General features: G+C 69.2%; 22 protein-coding genes and 1 pseudogene. 10 read left to right on the forward strand and 13 right to left on the reverse strand.

Annotated elements, in window-relative coordinates; translation table 11 throughout:
* Positions 1–7: 7 nt before the first annotated feature.
* Positions 8–838, reverse strand: a complete 831-nt coding sequence (locus G6N51_RS19435; protein WP_083171326.1) for an alpha/beta fold hydrolase — start codon at positions 836–838, stop codon at positions 8–10.
* A 66-nt stretch (positions 839–904) separates the two neighbouring features.
* Between G6N51_RS19435 and G6N51_RS19440 the strand changes: the two genes are divergently transcribed.
* Complete coding sequence (locus G6N51_RS19440) at positions 905–1,519, forward strand: TetR/AcrR family transcriptional regulator (RefSeq protein WP_083171329.1); 615 nt, start codon at positions 905–907, stop codon at positions 1,517–1,519.
* Positions 1,520–1,557: 38 nt separating this feature from the next.
* Here G6N51_RS19440 and G6N51_RS19445 read toward each other — a convergent pair whose 3' ends face one another.
* The 3 genes from G6N51_RS19445 to G6N51_RS19455 form a co-directional block, all read right to left on the reverse strand.
* On the reverse strand, positions 1,558–2,136 hold the full coding sequence (locus G6N51_RS19445; RefSeq protein WP_083171332.1) for a TetR/AcrR family transcriptional regulator: 579 nt from the start codon (positions 2,134–2,136) through the stop codon (positions 1,558–1,560).
* Positions 2,137–2,211: 75 nt separating this feature from the next.
* Positions 2,212–3,501: a lipase family protein gene (locus tag G6N51_RS19450; RefSeq protein ID WP_083171334.1), complete on the reverse strand. Its 1,290-nt coding sequence runs from the start codon at positions 3,499–3,501 to the stop codon at positions 2,212–2,214.
* 70 nt (positions 3,502–3,571) lie between these two features.
* Positions 3,572–4,516, reverse strand: a complete 945-nt coding sequence (locus G6N51_RS19455; protein WP_083171337.1) for an extracellular catalytic domain type 1 short-chain-length polyhydroxyalkanoate depolymerase — start codon at positions 4,514–4,516, stop codon at positions 3,572–3,574.
* A 74-nt stretch (positions 4,517–4,590) separates the two neighbouring features.
* Here G6N51_RS19455 and G6N51_RS19460 point away from each other — a divergent pair, with 74 nt between their 5' ends.
* Positions 4,591–5,049: a MarR family winged helix-turn-helix transcriptional regulator gene (locus G6N51_RS19460; protein WP_083171340.1), complete on the forward strand. Its 459-nt coding sequence runs from the start codon at positions 4,591–4,593 to the stop codon at positions 5,047–5,049.
* 76 nt (positions 5,050–5,125) lie between these two features.
* Positions 5,126–5,395 carry a DUF4242 domain-containing protein gene (locus tag G6N51_RS19465; RefSeq protein ID WP_083171343.1) on the forward strand — a complete coding sequence of 90 codons (270 nt, stop codon included), beginning with the start codon at positions 5,126–5,128 and terminating at the stop codon, positions 5,393–5,395.
* Positions 5,396–5,402: 7 nt separating this feature from the next.
* Here the strand turns inward: G6N51_RS19465 and G6N51_RS29460 are convergent, their stop codons facing one another.
* Positions 5,403–8,312, reverse strand: coding sequence for a helix-turn-helix transcriptional regulator (locus G6N51_RS29460; protein ID WP_163750756.1), 2,910 nt, complete (start codon positions 8,310–8,312; stop codon positions 5,403–5,405).
* A gap of 159 nt (positions 8,313–8,471) precedes the next feature.
* Here G6N51_RS29460 and G6N51_RS19475 point away from each other — a divergent pair, with 159 nt between their 5' ends.
* Positions 8,472–9,848, forward strand: a complete 1,377-nt coding sequence (locus tag G6N51_RS19475) for an FAD-binding oxidoreductase (RefSeq protein WP_083171349.1) — start codon at positions 8,472–8,474, stop codon at positions 9,846–9,848.
* Positions 9,849–10,041: 193 nt separating this feature from the next.
* Here the strand turns inward: G6N51_RS19475 and G6N51_RS19480 are convergent, their stop codons facing one another.
* From G6N51_RS19480 to G6N51_RS19500, 5 genes are all read right to left on the reverse strand, one after another.
* Complete coding sequence (locus G6N51_RS19480; RefSeq protein WP_163750758.1) at positions 10,042–10,851, reverse strand: polysaccharide deacetylase family protein; 810 nt, start codon at positions 10,849–10,851, stop codon at positions 10,042–10,044.
* 184 nt (positions 10,852–11,035) lie between these two features.
* Positions 11,036–12,412 carry an alpha/beta hydrolase gene (locus G6N51_RS19485; protein WP_083176089.1) on the reverse strand — a complete coding sequence of 459 codons (1,377 nt, stop codon included), beginning with the start codon at positions 12,410–12,412 and terminating at the stop codon, positions 11,036–11,038.
* A 136-nt stretch (positions 12,413–12,548) separates the two neighbouring features.
* The gene (locus G6N51_RS19490; protein WP_083176091.1) at positions 12,549–14,789 is read right to left on the reverse strand and encodes a heavy metal translocating P-type ATPase; all 2,241 of its coding nucleotides are present in this window, start codon (positions 14,787–14,789) and stop codon (positions 12,549–12,551) included.
* The gene (locus G6N51_RS19495) at positions 14,786–14,998 is read right to left on the reverse strand and encodes a heavy-metal-associated domain-containing protein (RefSeq protein ID WP_083176093.1); all 213 of its coding nucleotides are present in this window, start codon (positions 14,996–14,998) and stop codon (positions 14,786–14,788) included. Before G6N51_RS19495 ends, G6N51_RS19490 begins: the two co-directional genes overlap by 4 nt.
* A 198-nt stretch (positions 14,999–15,196) precedes the next feature.
* Positions 15,197–16,018, reverse strand: a complete 822-nt coding sequence (locus G6N51_RS19500) for a mycofactocin-coupled SDR family oxidoreductase (RefSeq protein ID WP_083176095.1) — start codon at positions 16,016–16,018, stop codon at positions 15,197–15,199.
* Positions 16,019–16,098: 80 nt separating this feature from the next.
* On the opposite strand from G6N51_RS19500, the gene G6N51_RS19505 reads away from it, so the two are divergent.
* Positions 16,099–16,575: an SRPBCC family protein gene (locus tag G6N51_RS19505; protein ID WP_083176097.1), complete on the forward strand. Its 477-nt coding sequence runs from the start codon at positions 16,099–16,101 to the stop codon at positions 16,573–16,575.
* Positions 16,576–16,592: 17 nt separating this feature from the next.
* Here the strand turns inward: G6N51_RS19505 and G6N51_RS19510 are convergent, their stop codons facing one another.
* Positions 16,593–17,210, reverse strand: coding sequence for a TetR/AcrR family transcriptional regulator (locus G6N51_RS19510; RefSeq protein WP_083176099.1), 618 nt, complete (start codon positions 17,208–17,210; stop codon positions 16,593–16,595).
* Between the two features lie 153 nt (positions 17,211–17,363).
* Between G6N51_RS19510 and G6N51_RS19515 the strand changes: the two genes are divergently transcribed.
* Positions 17,364–18,041, forward strand: a complete 678-nt coding sequence (locus G6N51_RS19515; protein WP_083176119.1) for a peroxiredoxin-like family protein — start codon at positions 17,364–17,366, stop codon at positions 18,039–18,041.
* Between the two features lie 31 nt (positions 18,042–18,072).
* Positions 18,073–18,564 carry a DUF417 family protein gene (locus G6N51_RS19520; protein WP_232078439.1) on the forward strand — a complete coding sequence of 164 codons (492 nt, stop codon included), beginning with the start codon at positions 18,073–18,075 and terminating at the stop codon, positions 18,562–18,564.
* Here G6N51_RS19520 and G6N51_RS19525 read toward each other — a convergent pair.
* On the reverse strand, positions 18,488–19,162 hold the full coding sequence (locus G6N51_RS19525; RefSeq protein WP_083176101.1) for a TetR/AcrR family transcriptional regulator: 675 nt from the start codon (positions 19,160–19,162) through the stop codon (positions 18,488–18,490). The genes G6N51_RS19520 and G6N51_RS19525 overlap by 77 nt on opposite strands.
* Positions 19,163–19,301: 139 nt before the next feature.
* On the opposite strand from G6N51_RS19525, the gene G6N51_RS19530 reads away from it, so the two are divergent.
* From G6N51_RS19530 to G6N51_RS19540, 3 genes are read left to right on the forward strand one after another with little or no spacing between them, the layout of a single operon-like run.
* Positions 19,302–19,961 (forward strand): TetR/AcrR family transcriptional regulator, encoded by a 660-nt coding sequence (locus G6N51_RS19530; RefSeq protein WP_083176123.1) that lies wholly within the window; start codon positions 19,302–19,304, stop codon positions 19,959–19,961.
* 49 nt (positions 19,962–20,010) lie between these two features.
* Positions 20,011–21,810 carry a flavin-containing monooxygenase gene (locus tag G6N51_RS19535; RefSeq protein WP_083176103.1) on the forward strand — a complete coding sequence of 600 codons (1,800 nt, stop codon included), beginning with the start codon at positions 20,011–20,013 and terminating at the stop codon, positions 21,808–21,810.
* A complete protein-coding gene (locus G6N51_RS19540) occupies positions 21,807–23,423 on the forward strand; it encodes a flavin-containing monooxygenase (protein ID WP_083176105.1) in 1,617 nt (538 codons plus the stop codon). Before G6N51_RS19535 ends, G6N51_RS19540 begins: the two co-directional genes overlap by 4 nt.
* Here the strand turns inward: G6N51_RS19540 and G6N51_RS19545 are convergent.
* Positions 23,307–24,463 (reverse strand): annotated as a pseudogene (locus G6N51_RS19545) (Zn-dependent alcohol dehydrogenase). The gene G6N51_RS19540 and the pseudogene G6N51_RS19545 sit on opposite strands and share 117 nt — an antisense overlap.

Raw genomic sequence — 24,463 nt, forward strand, 5'->3', positions numbered from 1 at the left:
CGGGTGGTTACGTGCGCACCGCGATCGTCGACAACAGGTCGGCGAGCCGGTCCGGCTGGTCGATCATCGAGAATGTCCTGGCGCCTTCGATGACCTCGAGGCGGGCGTTGGGGATGGTGGCGGCCAGGCGGGCGCCGTCCTCCTGCTCGAAGAACACATCGTCGGCCGACCACGCGATCAGGGTGGGCTTGTCGAACTCGGGCAGCCGGGCCGCGACGCCCGTCGTCACCTCCGTGCGCATCGACAGGGTGAACTGGCGCAGGTCTTCGGCGATGTGCGGGTCGGACAGCCCCGGTCGCACCCACGCCTCGGTGAGGTCGTCGATGTTGCGGTGCGCCAGCCCGTCGAACGCGCGCTTGCGCGCCGCCGGCACCCGCATGGCCTGGGAGACGGCCCGAAACGTCGCTTTCGTCTTGGCCGCCAGGATCACCGGCTTGAGGATCGGTGGCGGAAAATGTTCGAACGCATCGCAACTCGTGAGCACCAGGGCGCCGAGCCGCTCGGGGTGGTGCACGGCCACGAGTTGGGTGACGACCCCGCCCGTGTCGTTGCCCACCAGCACCACGTCCTCGAGGTCGAGCGCGGTCAGCACCTGGGCGACCATCCCCGCGACCCCGGTGATGCTCCGATCGGCGCCGCGCCGCAACGGCTCCGGATGCGCGCCCAGCGGCCACGTCGGTGCGATGCACCGCAGCCCGCGGTCGGCCAGGCGTTCGCTGACCTGGCGCCACAGCTGGCCGCCCATCATGTAGCCGTGCACGAAAACGACCGGCCTGCCGCTTTCGGGTCCGGTTGCTTCGTAATGGATGGTTCCGGCACTAATGTCGATCGTCGACATAGAGAACTCCTACCTCGGGATACATTTACAAACAGGCTGTCTGTTCGTAAGTTACCAACAGGTTGTATGGAAAGCAAGAGACGGACTCAGGAAGAGCGCTCCGCGGCGACCCGCGACGCGCTGATCGCGGCTGGCCGCGAGCTGTGGGGGCTACGGGGTTACGCGGAGGTCGGAACGCCGGAGATCGCGGCCGTCGCGGGGGTGACGCGCGGCGCGATGTACCACCAATTCGCCGACAAGGCAGCGCTTTTCCGCGAGGTCGTCGAGGCGGTTGAGCAGGACGTGATGGCGCGGATGGGCACCCTGGTGGCAGAGTCGGGTGCGACGACACCGGCGGACGCGATCCGTGCGGCGGTCGACGCGTGGCTGGAGGTTTCCGGTGATCCGGAGGTGCGTCAGCTGATGTTGCTGGATGCCCCGAGTGTGCTGGGCTGGGCGGGTTTTCGCGATGTCGCGCAGCGGTACAGCCTGGGCATGACCGAACAATTGATTGCCGAGGCGATCCGGGCCGGCCAGTTGGCCAGGCAACCGGTGCGGCCGCTGGCCCACGTGCTGATCGGTGCGCTCGACGAGGCGGCCATGCTCATCGCGACCGCCGAGGATCCGAAACGCACGCGCCGGGATACCCGGCAGGTGCTGCACCGGCTGATCGACGGCATGCTGAACGGGCCCGCGCGCTGACGACATCAAGGACTGAGGCCCCGCGACGCACTGTTGCTTCAACCTTCGCAGCCAGCTCCTCGCTCGCGAACCACGGCGACGCCCGCGATGACGCCCTGGATGAGCCGGTCGAGGTGGTCGGCGCTGTCGACCGCGGGCTGCCCCGCGACGAACGTCAGCATGATCCCGTTGATCAGGGCGAGCGTGGCGATCGCCTGGTCTTCGACCAGCGCCGGGTCGGGGGCGCTCCCGTCCGGATGCCAGTGGGCGACGACGTCGCGGGCCAGGGTGTAGAGCCGCTGCGCGGACTCGTCCAGGGTGGTGGCCAGTTCGGGGTCGCGGCCCGCGAGCAACGCGAGCTCGTAGCGCGCCTTGGCGCGGGTCAGCCACGGTTCGCTGTTGACGTACATGACGATGCGGGCCAGCCCCGCGGTGCCGGTGAATTGCGCGGCCGGATCCTCGGCGAGCTCGGCCATCCGGGAAAAGTCGGCCACGTCGAGCTCGGCCACGCGCGCCGCGGCCGCGTGCAGCAGCGCTTTACGGGTCCGGAAGTAGAACGACGCGGTGCCGGGCGGCACGCCGGCGCGATCATCGACCCGGGGGTGGCTGACGCCGTGCACCCCGTTGGTGCCCAGCAGCTCGATGGCGGCGTCCGCGAGCTGGCGGCGCCGCTCGGGTGCGTTGTGCTTTCTGCGTGCTGGGATTGGTCCAGTCTAAAACTGGCCGCAGTTGGGCGCCGTCGGTTCTCCGTTGAATCGGGCGGCGATCCACTGCATGGCCGGCTCGCCGTCGACGAGCATCGGCAACGCGTGGTTGATGATGAGCTTGTTGAGGAACGGTGGTTCCTCGTTGGTCCGGAACTCCACGTCGGCACCCTGGGCGCACCAGTCGCGACCGAGTTGATTGGCCGCGGTCCATGGCACCAGCGGGTCGTAGTGGTTGCTGTTGATCAGCACCGGCGCGTTAGGTTTGTAGCGCCCGAGCCGCTGGTCCTCGAACAGGGTGTTGAACGGCTCCTCGTTGACCAGCTGATCGATGTCTTCGGTGAAGTAGGGCTGGATATGGCGAAACATGAAGTCCAGCAGGGTCTGCCCGACGCACTGGCGCGACACTGATTCGAGCATCGCCAGCCCACGTGGGGTCATCTTGGAACGGATGACGTCGGCGAACTCCGGGTAGGCGGCCATGACGCTGTTGAGGGCGTACCCGACGACGCCGACCAGGACGCTCCCGTCCGCGTACGGCAACAACTCCTTGAGGTTGGCCGGCGGCGCCCCGGCGTAGGTCCCCACGATATGGAGATCGGGCGCGTAGGCCGACGCCAACTCGGCCGCCGACGCGGTCGCGCCCCCGCCCTGCGAGTAGCCCCAAAACGCCACCGGCCCATGGGGATCCAGCGATGTTCCCGGCAGCTTCATGGCGGCGCGGGCGGCGTCGAGGACCGCCTGCCCCTCGGCCACGCGGCCGACGTAGGTGTGCATGGAGGTGGTGCCGAGGCCTTCGTAGTCGGTCATCACGATCGCGAAACCGCGGGCGACCATCGTCGCGACGAACAGTTCCTCGTAGTTGAACATGATGTCCCAGCCGCCCGAATAGTGGATGCCCTGGTTGAACATTCGCGACGGGGCGCACTGGTTGCCCTGGCCTTGGGTGCCCGGTGCGTAACTGATCAAGGGCCGCGGCCCGCGGCCCGGCCAGTCGTTGTAGGGCTCGAAGTAGGTGCCGGTGACCGCGATCGGGTTGCCCCGGGTATCGGTGCTGCGGTACATGATTCGCGTCCCGGTGGCCATGATCGCGCCCAGCTGGCCCGATGGCTCGAGCACCAGTCGGGACGGTTCGGTGCGGATCAGATCGCCCGGTTGGCCGGGCGGCAACGGGTCGGGCGGCGTGTAGAACTGCGCGTATTGCGGTTCGTCACCGCCGTCGGCGCGGGCGATGCCCGGGCCGACGAGCGCGGCGAAGAGGACCAGCAGGACGGCGACAGCTCCCCCAACCCGGCGCATTACGGAACGGTAACAATCGGGGTCCACCGGCGGAAGGGCATTCTCTAAAATTCTAGAGATTCGCCGCGGCCTAACGAAGGTGCTGAGCGAAGAACCGCCAGATGGTGTCGGTGGCGTTCAGGGCCGTCGAGGGTGCGGGGATGCCCGCGAGCTTCTCGGCGAGGGGGCTGGGCTCGCCGCCCGGCCATTGATGGCCCGCGCCGGCCACCGAGATCAGCTCGACCGTGCGCCCGTCCGCGCATGCCGCGATCTGTGTCGTCACGTCGCCGGTGGTGCTGGAGGTCGGCGGCCCGCACCCGTCGATGGCGCGCCAGGTGGCGTTGACGGCCTGCGCCGAAGGACCGTCGACGCGGGCGGTCCCGTTGAAGGCGAACGCCTTTCCCGGTCCGCCGTCGTAGGGGACCCGGTCGTCGGCCGTGCCGTGGATCTGTAGCACCGACGCGGGCCGCGCGCGGGAACAGTCCGTGAGCAGCGTGCCCGCCACCGGTGCGATCGCGGCGAACAGGTCGGACTGGCAGCCGAGCCGCAGCGCCATCATGGCCCCGTTCGACATGCCGGTGACATAGACGCGGGCCCGATCGATGGGGATCTGTTCCTCGATGGCGCCGACCATGGCCGTGATGAAGCCGACGTCGTCGGCGTCGACGCGCTGCGGTTCGCCGCAGCAGGTCCCGGCGTTCCACGCGCGGTTGAGCCCGTCGGGGTAGGCGACCAGGAAATGCCCGGCGTCGGCCTCGGCATCCCAGTGATAGGCACGCTCGGCTTGCTCGCCGCTGCCGAAGCCGCCGTGCAGCATCACCACCAGCGGCACCGCATCGGTCAAGCCCTGGGGTCGGTACAGGTGAAAGGTCCGGCTGACGCCCCCCGCCTCGACGCTCTGGGTGGACTGCCCGACCGGGATCGATTGCGAGCCAGGCGTTCCCAGCGCTCGCCCGCCACTCAGGCAGCCACCGAGGGCGATAGCCAGGACGGCGACGAGGCACGCGCTGGCGGCCCGGGCGCGACGCGATTGCATGGGGACATCGTGGCAGCCGATGCGGAATTTGACAAGTCACTTGTCAATCTGGGGGTGGGTGGCACACTTTCCCCATGCGACGCCCTGTCCATCCCGACTGGCAGCCCACCGTCCCGGCGCTGGTGAACCTGGTGGCCGCTTCCGGGGCGCCGCGGTTGCGGGCGGCGTTTGCCGCCGCAGGACTCGACGGCATCCGCCCGGCGCAAGCCGTCGCGCTCGTGCCGCTGGCGGCCGGAGGGCTGCACGCATCGGATCTGGCCGATCGGCTCCGGGTGAGCCGCCAGGCGGTGGCCCAGGCGATCGCCGGCCTGGAGCGACACGGTTACGTCACCCGCGCGCCCAATCCTCTCGACGCGCGAGCCCGAATCATCGAGCTGACGCCGCGCGGCCGGCAAGCGCTGCGGGTAATGCGTTCGAACGCAGTCGATTTGGAGGAACGCTGGGAGCAGATCCTGGGACCGCGGCGATTGGCCGAGCTGCGCGAGACCTTGCAGATGTTGCTCGCCGAGCAGACGGAGTCGGCGGGGGAGTGACGCCCGCTGAAAATTCCCGTGTCTTCACCGTCGTCTCAGGCTTAGGCTCGACTCAAGACAGTGACAGGAGTCCGCCGTGCCCATCTTCATGGTCGAGCGCAACTTTGCCGAGGACCTGGAACCGAGCCTCGAGGTTGCCGACGGCATCAACCGGATCAACGATCAAGAGGGCGTCCGCTGGATGTATTCGTTCCTGTCGGCGGACAAACGCAAGACGTACTGCCTCTATGAGGCGCCGTCTCCGGAGGCCATCAGGTCCGCGGCCGCCCGCGCGGGCCTGCCCGCCAACGCCGTCGTCGAAGTGAGAGACCGCCTGATGCCGGACGGGGCGCTGTCCGACATCTGACGCGGCGTTAGCCGAGAAGCTCGTGATCGGCGGCGTACATCGCCGCCTGCGTGCGGTTCGCCGCCCCCGTTTTGATCAGGATGTTGCGCACATGGTTGGCGGCGGTGTTGGTGCTGATGAAGAGGCGTTCGCCGATCGCCCGGTTGCTCAACCCCTCGGCGAGCAGCCGCAGCACCTCGACCTCCCGCTCGGTCAGACCGTCGGGACCCGCGGGAGGCGCGGCAAGCACCGAATCCGCCAGGGCGACGACCCGGTTCTGGCCGATCGCACCGGCGACGGTTCGCGCTTCACCGGCGAGGTGCCGGGCTTCCTCGATGCGGCCGCACGACGCGGCGAACAACGCGTGCCGGGCCAGCGTCTCGCTGATGTGGACCACCGAGCCCATCCGGCGGTCCATCTCGATCGCGGCGGCGAAATGCCGCTGGGCCGCGGCGCCGTCCCCACAGAGCGCCGCCATCCGGGCCAGATACCGGTCGGCGCTGCCGAACAACGCGACGAACTGGCCGGCCACCAGGTTCTTCCCGGCATAACGGGAAACGAACGGGCGCAGCGCGTGGACCGCTTCGCGGTTGGACAGCGCTAATGCCGCCTCGACCATGAACACCAGCTCCATCGGCCACTGCGCATCCTCGAGGCGGTCGTCGAGGTTGCGGTTGAGCAGCCGATTCAGCGCGCGGGTCATGCCGTGTTCGCACTGGAGCTCGGTGTAGAGGGCAAGCAGGCCCGGAACCCAGCGGCCCGCGAATGTCTCGCTGCCGTCCACGAACCCGCCGAACCTCTTCAGATCGCCGGTCTCGCGCCGAATCATGAACATCTGGACCCCATTCGAGCCTTCGGTGTCCTCGGCGCCGAACAAGTCCCCGGTGCGCAAGGCGAGATCGGCGCATCGTTCGGCGCCGGCGAAGTCGCCGCGCAGGTAGGCCAGCGCTTGCTCGATGCAGGCGCCGACGAAACCGAAGGAGGGTTGTCCGCAGGCCTGGGCCGCCCGGCGCATGTCGGCGGTCGCGGCGGCCAGTCCGTCGGGCCTTCCGGCCAGGTAGCTGACCAGGGCATGGAAATGTGAAGCCGCGCCCAATGATTCGTAGTCGCGGCGTGCCAGCGCCATGCCGGATACCTCGGCCGCACGCTCGGCCTGGACCTCACTCATCTCCGGGGTGAGGCCCTGCCACAGGCTCGTCTTCAAGGTGTGCAGCAGGACCGCCGTCTCGCCGATGGCCCGCGCGCGCTCGATCGCGTCGGCGCCGACCTCGCGCGCCCGCGCCGCCTCGCCGGCGAATGCCAGCGCTCGCCCGAAGCTGCCGAGCGCCTGCACGTAGCGGGGGTCATCGGCTTGCAGCCCGGATGATTCGAGCGCCGACGCCAGCAGGTCAGCTGCCCTCGAATTCGACTGTCCGGGCCGCCAATTGGCCTCCTCGTAGCCGACGGCAGCCTCCAACCGCGTCAACGGGTCGTCCATCGCGCCGATGCGTTCGTAGATCACCCGCGCGCGCACGAATGAGGCGCCGCGCACGTGGTTGGCGGCGGCGTCGAGGTGCAGCCTGGCCCGCTCGGCGAGGCTGAGCTCGGGAAGCGACGCCGCCCGCTCGAACCACTTCGCGGCGTCCTCGTAGGCCAGGCTCTGTTCGGCCATCCGGGCCGCCCGGCGCGCGTACTGCAACGCCTTCTCGTGGTAGCCCAGCACGTGCGCGCGCAGGAAGTGGTTGGCCAGGCGCGGAACGAGCGAGGGGTCCGCGCGTCCCTCGAGGGCCTCGGCGGCGCGCGCGTGCATGACCCGCAGCCGCGAGGCCGCCATCCCGGCGAGCACCGCCTCGCGGGTCAGCGCGTGCACGAACGCGAACTCACCGTCGGAGTCGTGAACCGCGCGCACCAACCCGACGGCCTCGGCCGAATCGATCGCCGCCAGCGTCGCGCCGACCTCCGTCTCGCACGTCGAGACGAGGGCCGGCAGGTCGAACGTTTGGCCAAGCACCGCCGCCTGCTCGATGACCGCACGCACACCGCCCCCGAGGCCGGCGAGGCGGCGGGCGATGGCGTCTCCGATCGACGCGGGGACCGTCTGGTGCGTCCCCAATGTCGCGAGACCGCCGCGGATTTCGAGGTCGTTGACCAGTTCGGTCAGGAAGAACGGATTGCCGCCGGTTTTCTCGCGCAGCAGGGCGGCGGCCGTGCGCGCCGACGCCGGGGCCATCTGCTGGGTGCGCGCCACGAACTCGGCGATTGCCTCGGTGTCCAGGCCCGCCAAATCCAGCCGCCGCACCCCGTCGAACCGGTGCAATTCGGCCAGCCGGGTGGCCAGATCGTCGGACCGGTCGGGCTCGGTCGTGCGAAAAGTGACCACCACCAGCACGCGAACGTCGGCACACCCGATCAGCACGTGCTCGAGCAGCGCCAGCGTGGGGAGCTGCGCCCAGTGCAGGTCGTCGAGGATCAACGCGATGGGGCGGTCGACCGCCAGCCGCCGCAGAAAGCCGGTCATCGCGTCGAAGAGGGCCTGCCGCGCCGGCCCGGCGGGCGCGGCCGGGCCGTCGTCCGGCACATGCCGGCCGACGTGGGGCGACAGCCGCCGCAACTGCGACCCCACCTCGCTCAACGGTTCGGCCATCGAACCCGGCGGACCGGCGATCAGCAGCCGGTCGAGCGCTTCGGCGAAGGGCGCGTAGGGCACGTCCTCGTCGGCCGTCGAACTTCCGACGAGCACCGCGACGCCGTGGTCGAACAGCGTTCCCGCCACCTCCGCGGCCAGCCGCGTCTTACCGGCCCCCGGCTCGCCGCCGATGAAAACCGCCTGGCGGTTGCCCCGCTCGACCCGCTCCCAAGCCTGCTCGAACACCGCGAGTTCCGCGCCGCGACCCACCAGCGGGCCGCGGCGGCGAGCGATGAGTTCGGCCGGGAGCGGGGGCGGCACCCACTGCGCCATGCAAACAAGGTAACCGCGGCGGTGTGGGCGGGTCGATAGTCAGATGTGACTATCGTGGAATGCCTCGGAAATGCTCGGTTGTGGTCATGACGCGCGGCTCACCGGCCTCGTAACGTTGCGACATCAACACCCGCGAGCAAACCCAAGGAGGTGTGGGCGATGAGCCTCACAACCCCAACCGATGAATTGCGGGCCAGCCTCGGCTCGCAGGTGATCCTGCCGGACGACCCCGGTTACGACGAGGCGCGCGCGGTGCACAACGGCATGATCGACAAGCGGCCGGCGGTGATCGTCCGCTGTCAATCGGCTGCCGACGTCGCGGGTGCGCTCGAATTCGCCCGGAGGTCTGGCCTTGCGGTCGCCGTCCGCGGGGGCGGCCACAACGGCCCCGGATTCGGGTCGGTTGACGGCGGCCTCGTCATCGATCTGTCGCTGATGAACCTCGTCGACGTCGACCCGGGAGGGCGCACCGCCCGGGTGCAGGGCGGGGCGACGTGGGGACAGGTCGACGGCGCGACGCACGCGTATGGCCTGGCGATACCGACCGGCATCGTCTCCACCACGGGTGTCGGCGGCCTGACCCTCGGCGGCGGCCACGGGTACCTCGCCCGCAAGCACGGCCTCACCATCGACAACCTGTTGGAGGCCGAGGTCGTGCTGGCCGACGGCAAGGTGGTGACGGCGTCGGAATCCGAGCACCCCGACCTGTTCTGGGCGCTGCGCGGCGGCGGCGGAAACTTCGGCGTCGTCACGTCGTTCACCTTCCGGCTGCATCCGGTCCACACGGTGATCTGCGGGCCCACCGCCTGGCCCGCTTCGGCCACCGCCGACATCCTCGCGTGGTATCGGGATTTCATCCCGGCTCAGGACGAGGATCTCTACGGGTTCTTCGCGGCCATGACGGTCCCGCCGGTGGCGCCGTTCCCCGAGGCGTTCCACCTGCAGAAGGCCTGCGCCGTGGTCTGGTGCTACACGGGCGACCCCGCGGGCGCCGAGGAGGCGTTCGCGCCGGTCCGGCAGATGGAGCCGGCCTTCGACGGCCTGGGCGCCGCTCCCTTCCCGGCACTACAGTCCACCTTCGATGCCCTGTATCCCAAAGGCCTGCAATGGTATTGGCGTGGCGACTTCTTCCGGACGGTGCCCGACGGCGCGGTTGCTGCCCACGCCCGCTTCACCGAGGAGTTGCCGACCATGCACTCCACGATGCACCTGTATCCCATCGACGGGGCGGTCCACCGCGTCGGTGAGTCCGAGACGGCGTGGGCGTACCGGGACGTCAACTTCTCGCAGGTCATCGCGGGGGTCGACCCCGACCCGGCGAACGCAAAACTGTTGAAGCGCTGGGCCGTCGACTACTGGGACGCGACCCACCCGTACTCGGCCGGCGGTGCGTACGTGAACTTCATGATGGACGAGGGCCAGGAGCGGGTCCGGGCGACCTACGGCCCGAATTACCGGCGGCTCACCGAGGTCAAGGCGCAATACGATCCGGGCAACGTCTTCCGCATCAACCAGAACATCCTGCCGGCGGGCTGACGGGGCCGCTGCGGTCCCGGCCTCGCCCGTCCCGGGAACAAGGTCGCCGCGATCAGGCGGTACCAGACGTTGACCGGCGCCCGCGGAACGCGTTGTTCATCGCCCGCGGTGTAGTGGAGGACAACGAGTTGTCAGAGGCCGTGCAACGCGGATACCACTCGCCTGCAAACGAATTCGTGGAATGTGCCCGCCGCTAGGGCGTCTTCAGGAACACGTCGTTGAGCGTGACCGTGCGCAGGTTGCGCTCGCGGATGAAGTCGACGAGTTGTGGGTAGACGTGCGTGACGGGCAGGTGGTTGAGGTGCCCGATGACGATGGCCTGCGGTGTGAAGTACTGCTCGGCCATCTGCACGATGTAGTCCTCGGTGATCAGCGTCGAATCCGACAGCGATCCCGACCACAACGTCGGCACCGTGTAGCCCAGATCGGCGGCGACTGCGTCGACGACCGCATTGCGCTTCGCGTACGGCGGCCGCCAGTACGGCTTCGCGCCGACGCCGTACGTCTGCTTGAGGAATTCGTCGTTGCGGGTGAGCTGTCGGGCGATCTGGTCTTTGGGCAGCGCCGTCAGGTCGGGGTGGGACCAGGTGTGGTTGCCGAGTTGGATCTGCCCGCTGTCGACCAGGGGCCGCAGCATCTCCTTGTTCTCGGTCCAGGAGTCATAGGTGCCGTTGACGAAGTAGGTCAACCGCACACCGGTGTCCTTGGCGAACTGCGTGTACGCGCGCACCACCTCGCTGTTGACGCCGTCGTCGACGGTCAGCGCGAGCAGATCGCCTTCGCCGGGGATCTTGATCAATGCGCCGCCGCCGGGCAGCGGGATGCGGGCGTCGGGCGGCGGGGGCGGTAACAGGGCCGCCGGGGCGGCGGGGCCGGATACCGCCACGGAGGCCGGCGGCACTTGGGCGAACGTCCGCGGCTGCGGGTCGACCACGAGCCGGGCGGCACCCACGCCGGCGACGACCGACGCGGCAAGCGAACCCAGGAACTGACGGCGGTTCATCTCGACGGCGAAGGTGGTACGGACTCGACGTGGGTGGCGGCGCGGCGCGCACCGGGCCGACCCGCGGAGGGGTCGCCCGTCATGCAGTACATCGCAGCCATCAGCAGCGAACGGTACCACTACCAGGGCGAATATAACGCGAGCGTTACTGGTGGGTCATCTGTGAATTTTGTGACCAGTGTGATCAGCCGTGCTGGGGCAGCTGCACCGGTTCGACTTCGGGCGTGCCCAGCCGCGAGGCCAGCCAGGGCAGCGCAGCGGTGAACGCCTGGGCCGCGAACGGCCAGTCGTGCTTGCCCGGCTGGCTCACCACGGCGCAGGTGATCCCGTTGGCGGCGCCGGCGGCGCACAGCGCGTTGGCGGCGGCGTCCTGGCCCTCCGGGTTGGCGGTGGGGTCGGTGCTGGGGGCCGCCCCGGTCGGGTTGGCCTCCTCGGCGACGTTGCGCGGCTCCGATGACCCCGGGACGTCGAACCAGCCCGCAAGCCCGGTATAGCGACCATGGCGCGCCATCACCGTGAGCGGGTCGAAGGCGGCCCACGCCGTGTGGTTGCCGCCGAACAATTTGGCGATCGTTTGGTCCTTGGGGCCGACATTGGGGCTGCGGTCACCGGCGATGTCGACGAACGCGCTGAACAACTCCGGATGCATGACGGCCAGGTCGACCGCGCAGGTCCCGCCCATCGACCAGCCGGCGACGCCCCAGTTGGCGCGGTCGGCACTGACGCCGAAGTTCGACACCACGAACGGCACGACATCCTTGGTCAGATGGTCGGCGGAGTTGCCGCGACTGCCGTTGACGCACTCGGTGTCGTTGTCGAACGAACCGGTGGGATCGACGAACACCAGCACCGGGGAGAACCCGTGATGCGCGGCGGCGAAGCCGTCGATCGCGGTGAAGGCGCCGCCCGGGCCCAGCCAGTCGGCCGGGGTGTTGAACGCCGAGCTGATCATCATGACCGCCGGCAGCCGAGGCGGCGGATTGCTGTTGAACCACGCCGGAGGCAGATAGACCAATTCCCGGCGGTGGTGAAAGTGGGAGGCGTTGTCGTCGATGTCCACCGGCACCACCACGCCCTTTGTCGGCCTGGTCCCGGCGACCTGCATCTCGGTGACCCGCAGCCGGTCGACCTGGTCGGGCAACGGCACCGAGGTCAGTTGATTCCACGCGGCAAGCGCCGTCGGGAAATAGCCCACCCATCCGTTGAGGGCCAGACCCGCGCACAACACGCACAGAGGTACGGACAGCACCGCGAGTGCGCGGCGCCACCAGTGTGCGCCCGGCCAGCCCACCAAGACCACCGCGGCGGCCAGGCCGGTCAGCGCGATCCAGACCCACAGCGCGGTCGGCGCCGGGTCGCCGGCCACGCCGAGCGACGTGATGTACCAATACGAGAGCGCGGTCACCGCGACCGCCGCGATCAGGGCCACGGGCAGCACCCGCTTGAGCCAGGGCCGCGCACGCCACTGGATCGCGACGATGAGCACCAGCAACGTCAGTGCCTGCACGACCGGCGGGAACCAGCCGTGCAGCAAGGACAGTCGTCCAAAGAATTGGTCCAACAGTCGTTGCCTTTGCTGAGTCGATCGCTACGCGGAGCGGACCGGTGGTCTGTTCGAACGCACTGGGTCGGAAGACAACTATCCCACACCGGCCCCGCCCCTCCGGCTGCCCGTCGCGGCGTGTGGGTGTGACGTTCTACGTGTTCGTCACGCTGCTGAACGAGCGGAGGCGCAGGCTGTTGGCGACGACGAAAACGCTGGAAAACGCCATCGCGGCGCCCGCCAGCATCGGGTTCAGCATGCCGAGCGCGGCGAGTGGGATGGCGGCGATGTTGTAGCCGAAGGCCCAGAACAGGTTGCCCTTGATCGTGGCCAGCGTTCGCCGGGACAGCCGGATCGCATCCACCGCGGCGCGCAAGTCGCCGCGGGTGACGGTGATGTCGGCGGCTTCGATCGCGACGTCGGTGCCGGTGCCCATGGCCACCCCGAGGTCGGCGGCAGCGAGGGCCGCGGCGTCGTTGACGCCGTCGCCGACCATGGCCACCACCTTGCCTTCGGACTGCAGGCGTTTGACGGCGGCGACCTTGTCGGCGGGCATCGTGTCGGAGATGACCTGTTCGATGCCGACCTGCTCGGCGATCCGATTGGCGACGGTCCCGTTGTCGCCGGTCAGCAAGATCGGTGTCAGGCCCAGCCGCTTGAACTGCCGGATCGCCTCGGCGCTGGTGGGTTTGACGGTGTCGGCGACCACCAGGACTCCGCGCGTGCGGCCGTCCCATCCGACGGCGACCGCGGTCTTGCCCTGGCCCTCGGCGCGCGCCCTGTCCGCCGACAGCGCGGCGTCCAGTGGCTGGCCCGCATCGGCCAGCAGGCGCGGGCGTCCGACCGTGACCGTGTGGCCGTCGACGACGCCCCGCACCCCGTTGCCCTCGAGGCTGGCGAAACCGTCGGGTGTGGGCAGCGCGTGCAGCTCGGCTTTGGCGGCCCTGGCGATGGCCTGCGCGATGGGATGTTCGGAGGCGTCTTCGAGCGCCCCGGCGTAACGAAGGAGCGTCTCGCGGTCGGTCGCCGGCCCGGTGATCACGTCGACCAGGCTCATCTTCCCGGTGGTGACCGTGCCGGTCTTGTCGAGCACGATCGTGTCGACGTTGCGGGTGGACTCCAGGACCTCGGGACCTTTGATCAGCACGCCGAGCTGAGCCGCGCGGCCCGTGCCGACGAGCAGGGCGGTCGGGGTGGCCAGGCCCAGGGCGCACGGGCAGGCGATGATGAGCACCGCGACGGCCGCGGTCAGGGCCGCCGTGGCCGGGGAGCCCAGCGCGAGCCATGCGCCGAGCGTCGCCAGCGCGATGCCGATGACGACGGGGACGAACACGCTGGAGATGCGGTCGGCGAGTCGTTGCACTCCGGCCTTGCCCGACTGCGCCTCCTCGACCAACTTGGCCATGTGCGCCAGTTGCGTGTCGTCGCCGACGCGGGTGGCGCGCACGACGAGACGTCCGCCGACGTTGACGGTGCCGCCCGTGACGCCGCCGCCCGGGCCGACCTCCGCGGGGACGGACTCCCCGGTGAGCATCGAGACGTCCACTGCCGACGAACCCGAGACCACGACGCCGTCGGTGGCCACCTTCTCCCCGGGCCGCACCACGAACTGGTCCCCGACCGTCAGGCGGTCCACCGGGATGCGGGTCTCGGCGCCGTCGCGCAGCACGGCGACGTCCTTGGCGCCGAGCTCGAGCAATGCGCGCAGCGCGGCCCCCGCCGTCCGCTTGGACCGCTTCTCGAAGTACCGCCCGGCCAGCACGAACAGGGTCACGCCCGCGGCGACTTCGAGGTAGATGTTGCCCGCACCGTCGGACGGCCGGACGGTCAGTTCGAAGCGGTCGTGCATCCCCGGTACTCCGGCCGTCCCCAGGAACAGCGCGTACAGCGACCACAGGAATGCCGACAGCGTGCCGATCGAGACAAGGGTGTCCATCGTGGCGGTGCCGTGTCTGAGGTTCGCCCAGGCGGCGGCGTGAAAGGGACGGCCCGCCCACACGACGACCGGCGCGGCGAGGACCAGCGAAGCCCACTGCCAATAGCGAAATTGCAGAGCGGGGATCATCGCCATGGCGATCACCGGGGTGGCCAGTACGAGCGCAGTGACGACGCGGGTGCGAAGGGCGGTCAGTTCGGGGTCGGCGCCCTCCTCCGGGGCGGGCTCCTCCCGACGTTGCGGCAAGGCCGCCGTGTAGCCGGCCTGTTCGACGGCGGCGATCAGCTGTTGCGGGTCATACCCCGAGGGAACGGTCAGGGTGGCCTTTTCGGTGGCGTAGTTCACGGTCGCGGCGACCCCGTCGAGCCTGTTCAGCTTCTTCTCGATCCGGGCCGCGCACGATGCACACGTCATTCCCGCGATCGTCAGCTCGATATGGGTCACCGGCGCCACGCTCATGCCACCAAGACGGCCTCGTAGCCCGCCTCGTCAACCGCGCCGAGGACCGCGGCCGTGTCGATGGGAACCGAGCTGGTGATCACGAGCCGGCCCGTTTCGGCGCTGACGTCCACGCGCTCCACGCCCGGGAGGCGACCGACCTCGTTCTTTACCGCCACCTCGCAGTGGGCACAGCTCATCCCCGCCACGCGGTATTCGCTCGTGGTCATGATCTCCCCTTCCTCATACCCCGCAGGGGTATGCTCGGCGGCAACGTTCGCGCCCCACCGCCGTATTCCCCCGCGGAGCCATGAGGCCAAACGGGGCGTCGGAAAAGATCCGGGCCCGATCCAGACGGCGAGGGCACCACCACCATTGTGCCTGGTCGACGGTGTCGAAGGCGCGGCCGGGATCGGTGCGGACCGGGATCAGACGTAGCCCACGCCGATGTCGACCGACACCTGGGTGGCCGTGACCAACCGGGACTGGTCGGAGGCAAGCCAGGCGACGGCGTCGGCGATGTCCTCCGGCTGCGCGATTCCCTCGGGCAGCAGTGGCTTATGCAGGCCGCGCAGATGTGGGTACGTGTCGGCGGCAGCCCGCAGCGCCTCGCGCATCCGCCCGGTACCCATCGGCGTCGCGACCGCTCCGGGGTGGAGGCTGTTGACGCGGATGTTGTGCCGGCCCAGCTCGGCGGCGAATGCACGCGCCATCCCCACCACGGCGTGCTTGCTCGCGGTGTAGTGGATCATGAACGACTGCATGTTGATGCCGGCCGCCGACCCGATCAGGATGATCGATCCGCCGCGACCGCCGTCGACGATGTGAGGGGCGCCGGCCATCACGGTGTTCCAGGTGCCCGTCACGTTGGTGTCGATGGTGTCGCGGAACGCTTCCGCCGTGATCTGGTCCCACGGCGCGGGACTGCAGATCCCCGCGTTGGCGACGATGATGTCGAGGCGTCCCAGCTCGCTGACCGCCCGGTCGACGGCTGCTTTGAGCGCCTCGAGATCGCGGATGTCGACGGACGCGGCGATGACCCGTCTGCCGTTGGCGCTCACCAGCCGCGCCGTTTCGGTCAGATCCTCGGGCGTCGGCGAATCGTAGGGAACGCTCGGCGGCAATGGCCCGGCGATGTCGACGGCGATGATGTCGGCGCCCTCGGCGGCCAGGCGTGCGGCGTGCGCCCGGCCCTGCCCCCGCGCGGCGCCGGTGATCAGTGCGACCTTGCCCGAAATTGACTGGCTCATCGGTTCTCGAAGTCCTTTCTCACCAACCCGGCGAAGCGTAGCGTCGAGCTGGCTTTGCGAGCTCAGCGGAGGGAGGCACGATGACCGTCACCGTCGTCGATGCGGGACCCCGGCAGGTGAGCCGGTCGGTTGAAGTGGCCGCGCCGGCCGCCGAGCTGTACGCGATGGCCGCCAACCCGCGCCGCCATAGCGAACTCGACGGCTCGGGCACCGTGCGCGACAACATCAAGATGCCGGCGGAAGTGGCTGTGGGATCGAAGTTTTCGACCAAGATGAAGATGTATGGCCTGCCCTATCGGATCACCAGCACCGTGACCGCCCTGAAGCCGAACGAACTGGTCGAATGGCGTCACCCGGTGGGCCACCGCTGGCGCTGGGAGTTCGAATCGCTGTCCCCGACGCGGACGCGGGTCACCGAGACTTTCGACTATCGCGACGCCGGCGCGATCAAGAACGCACTGAAGTACTACGAGCGGATCGGCGCCTGCAAAGGAAATGCCGCCGGCATCGAGGCCACGCTCGCCCAGTTGCGAGACCGCTACGCCGCCGCGCGATAACCGCGTTCCCCGACGCCTCACCGCATGCCGAGGCGCTTCAGGTGTTCGATCATGGTGTCTACCGCGGCTTCCAGAGGCGCGGTGTCGCGCCGCACCTGGCTGAGCAACAACCCACCTTGAATGCCGGCGAGCATGGCCAGAGCGACGCGCTCGACGTCCGTTCCGTCGGCCAGTTCACCGCGCGCGGCGATCGCGGCCAGGCTGTCGTGGATCATGTTCTCCCACTGGGCGAATGACCGGGCGAGCTGGGCGCGCGCAACGGGATCCGCTTCCGACAGCTCGTTGGCCATCGAGCCGATCGGGCAGCCTCCCGCGCAGCCCAGGCGTTGCACCAGGTTCACCATGATGTCGCGCCAGCGGCGCAGGTCCTCGATGCTGTCGATGCGGTCGAGGCCCAGGTGCTGCACGCCGAGCACACGATCGGTTTGAAAATCGATGACGGCGGCCACGAGGTCGCTCTTGTCGGCGAAGTAGTGGTACATCTGCGAGGTGCTGATGGCCGCGGCTTCCTGGATGTCCTCAATGGTCGTCCGCGCGACGCCGCGCTGCAGCATCAAGTCTGAAGCGGCGGCCACGATCCGCGCGCGGGTTGCGCGCCCTTTCGCCGTGAGTCTGTCGTACGGGACCGGCGCCATCGAGCCCCCTTTCCGTGGACTGAGCTTCACAGCCTACTCGTTTTGGAGTTGACACTCCATTTTTGGTTCATCATGCTGAACGCAAACGTCTACTAATCCGTGCCGGAAGTTGTTGTGCGCCAGGCCGGCACGCATGCGAAGGGTGAGGACCTCATGACAAGTACCGCAGACACCAACCACGTGACGATCGCCGAGCGGGTCGCGGGATTCCAGCAGGAGATGGCGAGCCAACTGCCCCAGGACGTTGCCGACACCTTTGGCGCCGAGCAGGCGCGGCTGCGGGCCGGTGGCGTGCCGGCCGGCGTCGCCGCGCCCGGCACCGCCATGCCCGGTGGGCAGCTGCTTGACGTGCACGGCGAACCCACCACCCTGGCCGAGAGCGTCGGTGGACGCACTGCGGTGGTTGTGCTCTACCGCGGTGCGTGGTGCCCCTACTGCAACCTGGCACTGCGCGCCTACCAGGAGCACCTGGTGCCGTCGCTGGCGCACCGTGATGTCGCGCTGGTGGCCATCAGCCCGCAGAAGCCCGACGGCTCATTGTCATCGCAGGAGATCAACGCTTTGAGCTTCACCGTGCTGTCCGACCCGGGCAATCAGCTCGCAGCGGGGCTGGGCGTACTCACCGCTCCGTCGGACGACGCCCAGGCCGCGCAGCGCAGCCTCGGCCTGGAGCTCCGGGAGGCGAATGCCGACGGGACGTACGGGTTGCCGATGCCAACCGTGACGATCGTCGACCGCGCCGGGACCATCCGGTGGATCGACGTCCATCCCGATTACACGACCCGCACCGAGGTCGCCGACATCGTCGCTGCCCTGGATAGCCTCGAGTGAACCCGGGGCTGCGGGAGCTCGTGCTCAGTACGTGCTGAAAAACGACGTCGTCACCGCCCCAAGCTCAATCCCGTTGGGGCAACGGCTAACCGGGTGGGGGCAATTCATCGGCCGCTACGGCCTGGTGGTCGTGCTGGCCTGGATCGGGTTCGGGAAGTACGTCAAGATGGAATCCCGCGTGCTGATCGAGCACAGCCCGCTGATGAGCTGGATATACGACGTGCTGAGCGTCACCGCGGTCGCACGCGGGCTGGGCACCATGGAAATCGTTGCGGCACTGCTCATTGCGTTGCGGCCGGTATGGCCACGCGCGTCGGCGGCCGGCAGCGCGCTGGCGGTGGTGCTCTTCTTGGGGACGCTGAGTTTCTTGTTCACCACCCCCGGGGTCGTCGCCACCCACTCCGCGGGCCTGCCCGTGCTCTCGGCGCTACCGGGCCAGTTCCTGCTCAAGGACCTGGTGCTGATCGGCGTCGCGGTGTGGAGTTTGGGCGAGTCGCTGGGCGCACGAACAGCGTCCCCCTGATCAACTCCTTCGCCGAGGCCAGCGTGGCCGCATAACCCTGCGGCGCCAGACTGGCCGCTCGCTCCGTCAGCCCGCGAGCCAGCGCGTAGATCGCATCGACTGCGGCGCGCGCGTCGGTGTCGGCGGACAGCGCGCCCCGGGCCCGGGCGTCCTCGACGATCTCGGCGACGATGTCGCGCAAGGCTTTCGGTCCGGGATACTGCGGCCGGCCGCGAACGGGATGTTCGGTGCTCTCCGCGCGGACCGCCCGATCGAATGCGGCGAGATGGGGATGTTCGCGCATGAGCCGGCTTGCCTCGTCCAACACCGCCGCAAGGCGATCGACCACGTCATCGCGCGATTCGGCGGCGGCCCGCAGCCGCGGCACCGCTTTCCGTTCGATGTCCTCGACGGCGGCGTCCAGCAATTCGGACTTGTTCGGAAAGTAGTGATAGAGGCTGCCGCTGGTCATGTCGGCAGCCCGGGCGATCTCACGAATCGTGGTGCGGGAATAACCCTTCTCGGCCACGCACCGCATCGCCGCGGCGATGATGCGGGCACGGGTCTGCTCACCGTCGGCGCCCACCGGGCGGCCCAATTGCGATGCCGTGGCTCTCATGCGGCGCGGAACCCGCGGGTCCGTCGATCACCCACTGCGCACCTCCGCGGCCAACCTCGAACTAATCGATCACTCGATTATATTTGACCGCGTCGGCACCGAGGGCCGGCGGACAGGACGCGCGAGTGGGAAAGGCACGGTGACGCGGGCGCAGCTGGGGCGCCCCGTGGGCGCCAGCGGCGAGGAGACCCGGCGACGGATCATCGCCGCCACCATGCGCTGCGTCGCCGACGTCGGGTACTCGCGAGCCACGATCCGCGAGATCGCCCGCATCGCGAACGTCACCAGCGCGAGCCTCTACAACTACTTCCCCAACAAGGCCGAGCTGATCAAAGCCGCGATCGCGGCGCGCACCGATGTCGCGCTGCCCCGGCTGCGTGCGGCCGCCGCCAAACCCGGGCACGTCATCGACCGCATCGAGGCGGTGCTCGACGAATCGGGCCACCTGATGCGCGAGTACCCCGACCTCGCCGCCTTCGAGTGGGTCATCCGAGCCACGGGCGCCGTCGGCGCCGATTCGCAGCCCGCGGGTGGCGCCGGGTTTCAGGCCTTCCGCGAAATCATCGAGGGCGTCGTCGACGAGGCCTACCGCGCGGGCGATCTGGCTCACCGGCCCGATCGGGCCAGCGTCGTCGAGGCCGTCTACGCCCTGATCTACGGCTTGGTCGAACTGGCGGCCACGTCGCCGCCGCGGGAGTACCACGCCGCACTCGAGTCGGCCAAGCGAATGGTCCGGGGAACGCTGTTCGCCCCGGCCGGGCGGGATAACCGCAGGCAGGGAGTGCAAAGCCGCCCTTGATATGATCAAGCGATTGATTATATAGTCGGGCCACGAGAGGAATCCGGCCGTGACTGAAACCGTTGGCGTTACCTTCGACGTCGACGCGCTGCGCCGCAAGTACGCCGAAGAGCGCGCGCGGCGCCTGCGCCCGGACGGCATCGCGCAGTACGTGGAGATGACGGGCCCGTTCGCCCGGTTCGCCGAAGACCCGTGGGTGGATGGGTGCTTCAGTCGGGAACCGCTCACCGACGAGGTGGACGTCGCCGTCATCGGGGCCGGCTTCGGCGGCCTGTTGACGGGGGTGCGCCTGCGTCAGCTCGGCGTGGACAGCGTGCGGTTAATCGACAGGGCCGCCGACGTGGGCGGCACGTGGTACTGGAATCGGTATCCGGGAATCGCCTGCGACGTCGAGTCCTATGTCTACATGCCGCTGCTCGAGGAGCTCGGCTACCTCCCGACCGAGAAATACGCCAAGGGCGCCGAGATCTTCGCGCATTGCCAGCGCATCGCCCGACACTTCGACCTCTACCGCGACGCGTGCCTGCGCACCGAGGTGCGCGAGATCCGCTGGGACGCGGACGAATCCCGGTGGATCATCCGCACGAACCACGGCGACGAGATGCGGGCCCGGTTCGTGTCGATGGCCAATGGCTACCAGGCCAAACCCAAGCTGCCCGGCATCGAGGGCCTGGGTGCGTTTCGCGGGCACGCGTTCCACACCAGCCGGTGGGACTACGCCTACACCGGCCAGGAGCTGGAGAAACTGGCGGATAAGCGCGTCGGCATCATCGGCACCGGGGCCACGGCGATCCAGTGCGTCCCACACCTCGCCCGGGCGACGCGGCGGCTCTACGTCTTCCAGCGCACACCGTCATCGGTGGACGTGCGGGCCAACCGCCCGACGGATCCCCAGTGGGCCAGCACATTACGGCCCGGCTGGCAGCGCGACCGCATCGAGAACTTCCAGATCCTCACCGCCGGCGGCCGGGCCGACGAAGACCTGGTCGCCGACGCGTGGACGAGCATCACCCGCAAGCTTCCGGTGATGCGCCATGATGGCGACGGCGTCATGGACCCGGCGCAACGCGGCCGCGACATCGAAATCGCGGACTTCGCGAAGATGGAAGAGATCCGGGCGCGAGTCGAGGGCATCGTCACCGACCCCTCCACCGCGGAGGCGCTCAAGCCGTGGTACGGGTACTTCTGCAAACGCCCGTGCTTCCACGACGAGTACCTGCAGACGTTCAACCGCGACAACGTCACGCTGGTCGACACCCGTGGTCGTGGCGTCCAGCGCATCACCGAGTCCGGTGTGGTCGTCGACGGTGTGGCCTACGAGCTCGACTGCCTGATCTTCGCAACGGGTTTCGAGGTGGGCACCGATTACTGCCGTCGCACGGGGTTCGAGCTCGTGGGCCGCGACGGGGTGTCACTGACCGAGCACTGGCGCGACGGGGTGCGCACCTTCCAGGGGCTGTGTACGACGGGGTTCCCGAACTGCTTCATCGAGAGCATCGCCCAGGCGGGTTTGACGGTGAACTTCCCGTACCTGCTGGACGTGCAGGCAACCCACGCCGCGTGGATCATCGCCTGGGCGCTCGAGCACGGCTTGACCGAGGTCGAGGCCGCGCCGGCCGCGGAGTCGGCCTGGGTCGAGACTGTCGTCGCCCGGTCGGCCGCCAGCGCGGAGCGCGCGCAGACGTGCACCCCCGGCTACTACAACCGCGAGGGCAAGGCGGACAACAAGACTCGGCAGGGCAGCTTCTTCTTCGGCGCGCCCACCGAGTACGCCGATCTGCTGCGCGAGTGGCGGTCCGGCGGTGACCTGGAGGGCTACCTGATCAAGGGCGGCGAGGCCGGGCCGTGACCAGCCGGCAGGCCCGTTGGCGCTACGGCCTCGGACGGCTGCGGGCCGCGACCCGCCGCCGGCGCCCGCCCACGGTGGCGATCATCGGCGCGGGCTTCGGTGGCCTGGGCGCCGCTGTCGCGCTGCGCCGGGCCGGCATCGACGACCTGGTGATCGTCGAGGCCGACGACGGGGTCGGCGGCACCTGGCGGCGTAACACCTATCCCGGCGCCGCGTGCGACATCCAGAGTCATCTCTACTCGTTCTCGTTCGCGCCCAACAAATCCTGGAGCCGCACCTACGCGCGGCAGCCCGAGATCTTGGCCTACCTCGAATCGGTCGCCGATGACTTCGACCTGCGCCGGCATCTCATGCTGGGCACCCGGGTCCGCTCGGTCCGCTGGAACGGCGCGGCCTGGGACTGCCAGCTGGACCGGGCCGGGCGCGCGGACACCCTGAGCGTCGACGTCGTCGTCTGCGCCGTCGGATTGTTCGGTGCCCCAAGGCTTCCCGACATCGCGGGTCTGAGCGACTTCGGCGGCACGCTCATGCACACCGCACAATGGGATCACCGGGTCGAACTGGCGGGCAAGCGGGTGGCGGTGATCGGCACCGGCGCGAGCGGGGTGCAGGCGGTTCCCGAACTGGCCAAAATCGCCGAACGGGTCACCGTCTTTCAGCGCACACCGCCGTGGATGGTGCCCAAGGACGACCGCCCCTACAGCGCAGCCGAATTGGCGCGGTTCCGGCGCAACCCGCTGGCCGCGCTCCGCACCCGCTGGCAGATCTGGAAGTTCCAGCACGACAACACGGCGACCTTCGCCGACGACCCCGTCATCGACGCCCGCACGCAGTTCGCGACGTCTTTCCTGGAGCGCACCGTAGCCGACGACGCGCTGCGGCGGGCGTTGACGCCCGACTACCCGTTCCGCTGCAAGCGGGTGTTGCTGGGTGACGATTTCTACCGGGCGCTGCAGCGGGACAACGTCGAGCTCATCACCGACCCCATCGAGCGGATCGGCGAATCGTCGGTGCTCACCTCGGCGGGACGCGCGGTCGACGTCGATGTGATCGTGCTGGCCACCGGGTTCGAGACGTCGCGCTACCTCTCGGGCATCGACGTCGTCGGGGCCGGGGGACGCAGGCTGCATGACCGGTGGGGTGACGATCCGAGCGCGTACCTGGGTGTCGCGGTCAGCGGCTTCCCGAATTTCTTCATGCTCTACGGTCCCAACACCAACCAGGGTGGCAATTCGATCGTCTACATCCTCGAGGCCGGTGCGCGACTTGTCGCCAGCGCAGTCAGCCGGGTGGCGCGCCAGGGCGGTTACCTCGACGTCCGCCCCGATGCCGAAAGGCGCTACAACGCCCAGCTTTCCGCAGATCTGGAGCGCACCATCTGGACCCGGTGCGACAGCTACTTCCGGTCGCCCACCGGCCGTATCGTCACCCAGTGGCCGTACACCGAGCTGGAGTACGCCCGCCGCACCTGGCGGCTGCGGCCGCGCGACTGGCGCCTAGCGCAGGTCGAAGTCGACAACCCCGCGGATCAGGTGGCCGGCGGCCAGGTCGGCGTAGGCGTCGTTGATGTCGTCGAGCCGGTAGCGTTTGGTGATCATCTCGTCGAGGAGTAGCCGACCCGACTGGTATAGCGTGGCCAGCAGCGGGATGTCGCTCTTGGGGTTACACGAACCGAAGACAGTGCCGCACAACGTCTTGTTCATCAGGATGAAGTCCTGCAGCGCGACGGCGATCGAGTGCGTCGCCGGGGACGGCAGGCCGGTCAGCACGCAGGTGCCGCCCTTGCGGGTGAGCGCCAGCGCCGTCGCGACGTCCGCCTCGCCGATCATCGCGGGCGAGACCACGACGGCGTCCGCCATCACGCCGCGGGTCAGGTCTGCGACCAGCTCGAGCGCGTCGGCCGCCGTCGCGGCGACGTGGGTCGCGCCGAAAGCCGTTGCAGAGGTGCGCTTGAAGTCGCTCACGTCGACCGCGACGATCCCGGCCGCGCCGCTGATGCGAGCGCCCTGAACGGCCGCGGTGCCGATTCCGCCGGTGCCGATCACCACCACCGTGTCACCGCCCGCACCCCGGCGCGCCGGGCGGCCGAGCCATATCCGGTGGGAACGGCGCACGCCAGCAGCGCGGCGGGCACCAGCGGAAATCCGGGATCGATCTTCACCAGCGAATTGGCCGCCACCACAGTGTGTTCGGCGAACGCGCCGATCTTGGACACGTGGCCGAGGTTGCGTCCGTCCAGGGTGTGGTGGCGAAAGGTGCCGTCCGTCGGCATGCCCGGTGCCAACGTCCCCGACCCCGTGTCGCACAGGTACTCCATCCCCGATGCGCACCATCGGCACCGGCCGCAGACCGCGACGAAGGACGTCACCACGTGGTCGCCCGGCGCGAACCCGGCGACGCCCGCCCCGACGTCGACCACCACGCCGGAACCTTCGTGGCCGCCGATTGTCGGCGACATGGCGGGTAATCCCATGGCGCGCGACGTTTCCGGCGGCGGCGCGAGCTTGCCTTGCCGGATGTGTTCGTCGGAGTGGCAGAGGCCGGTGGCGGCCAGCCGCACCAGGACCTCTCCCGGTCTCGGGGGATCGAGCTCGAACTCTTCGACCGACCAGGGCCGGCCGTACTCGTACAGGATGGCCGCGCGGCTTCGCAT

Origin of the sequence: Mycobacterium paraseoulense (genome assembly GCF_010731655.1) — a bacterium.
In the GTDB taxonomy this organism is placed as follows: Bacteria; Actinomycetota; Actinomycetes; order Mycobacteriales; family Mycobacteriaceae; genus Mycobacterium; species Mycobacterium paraseoulense.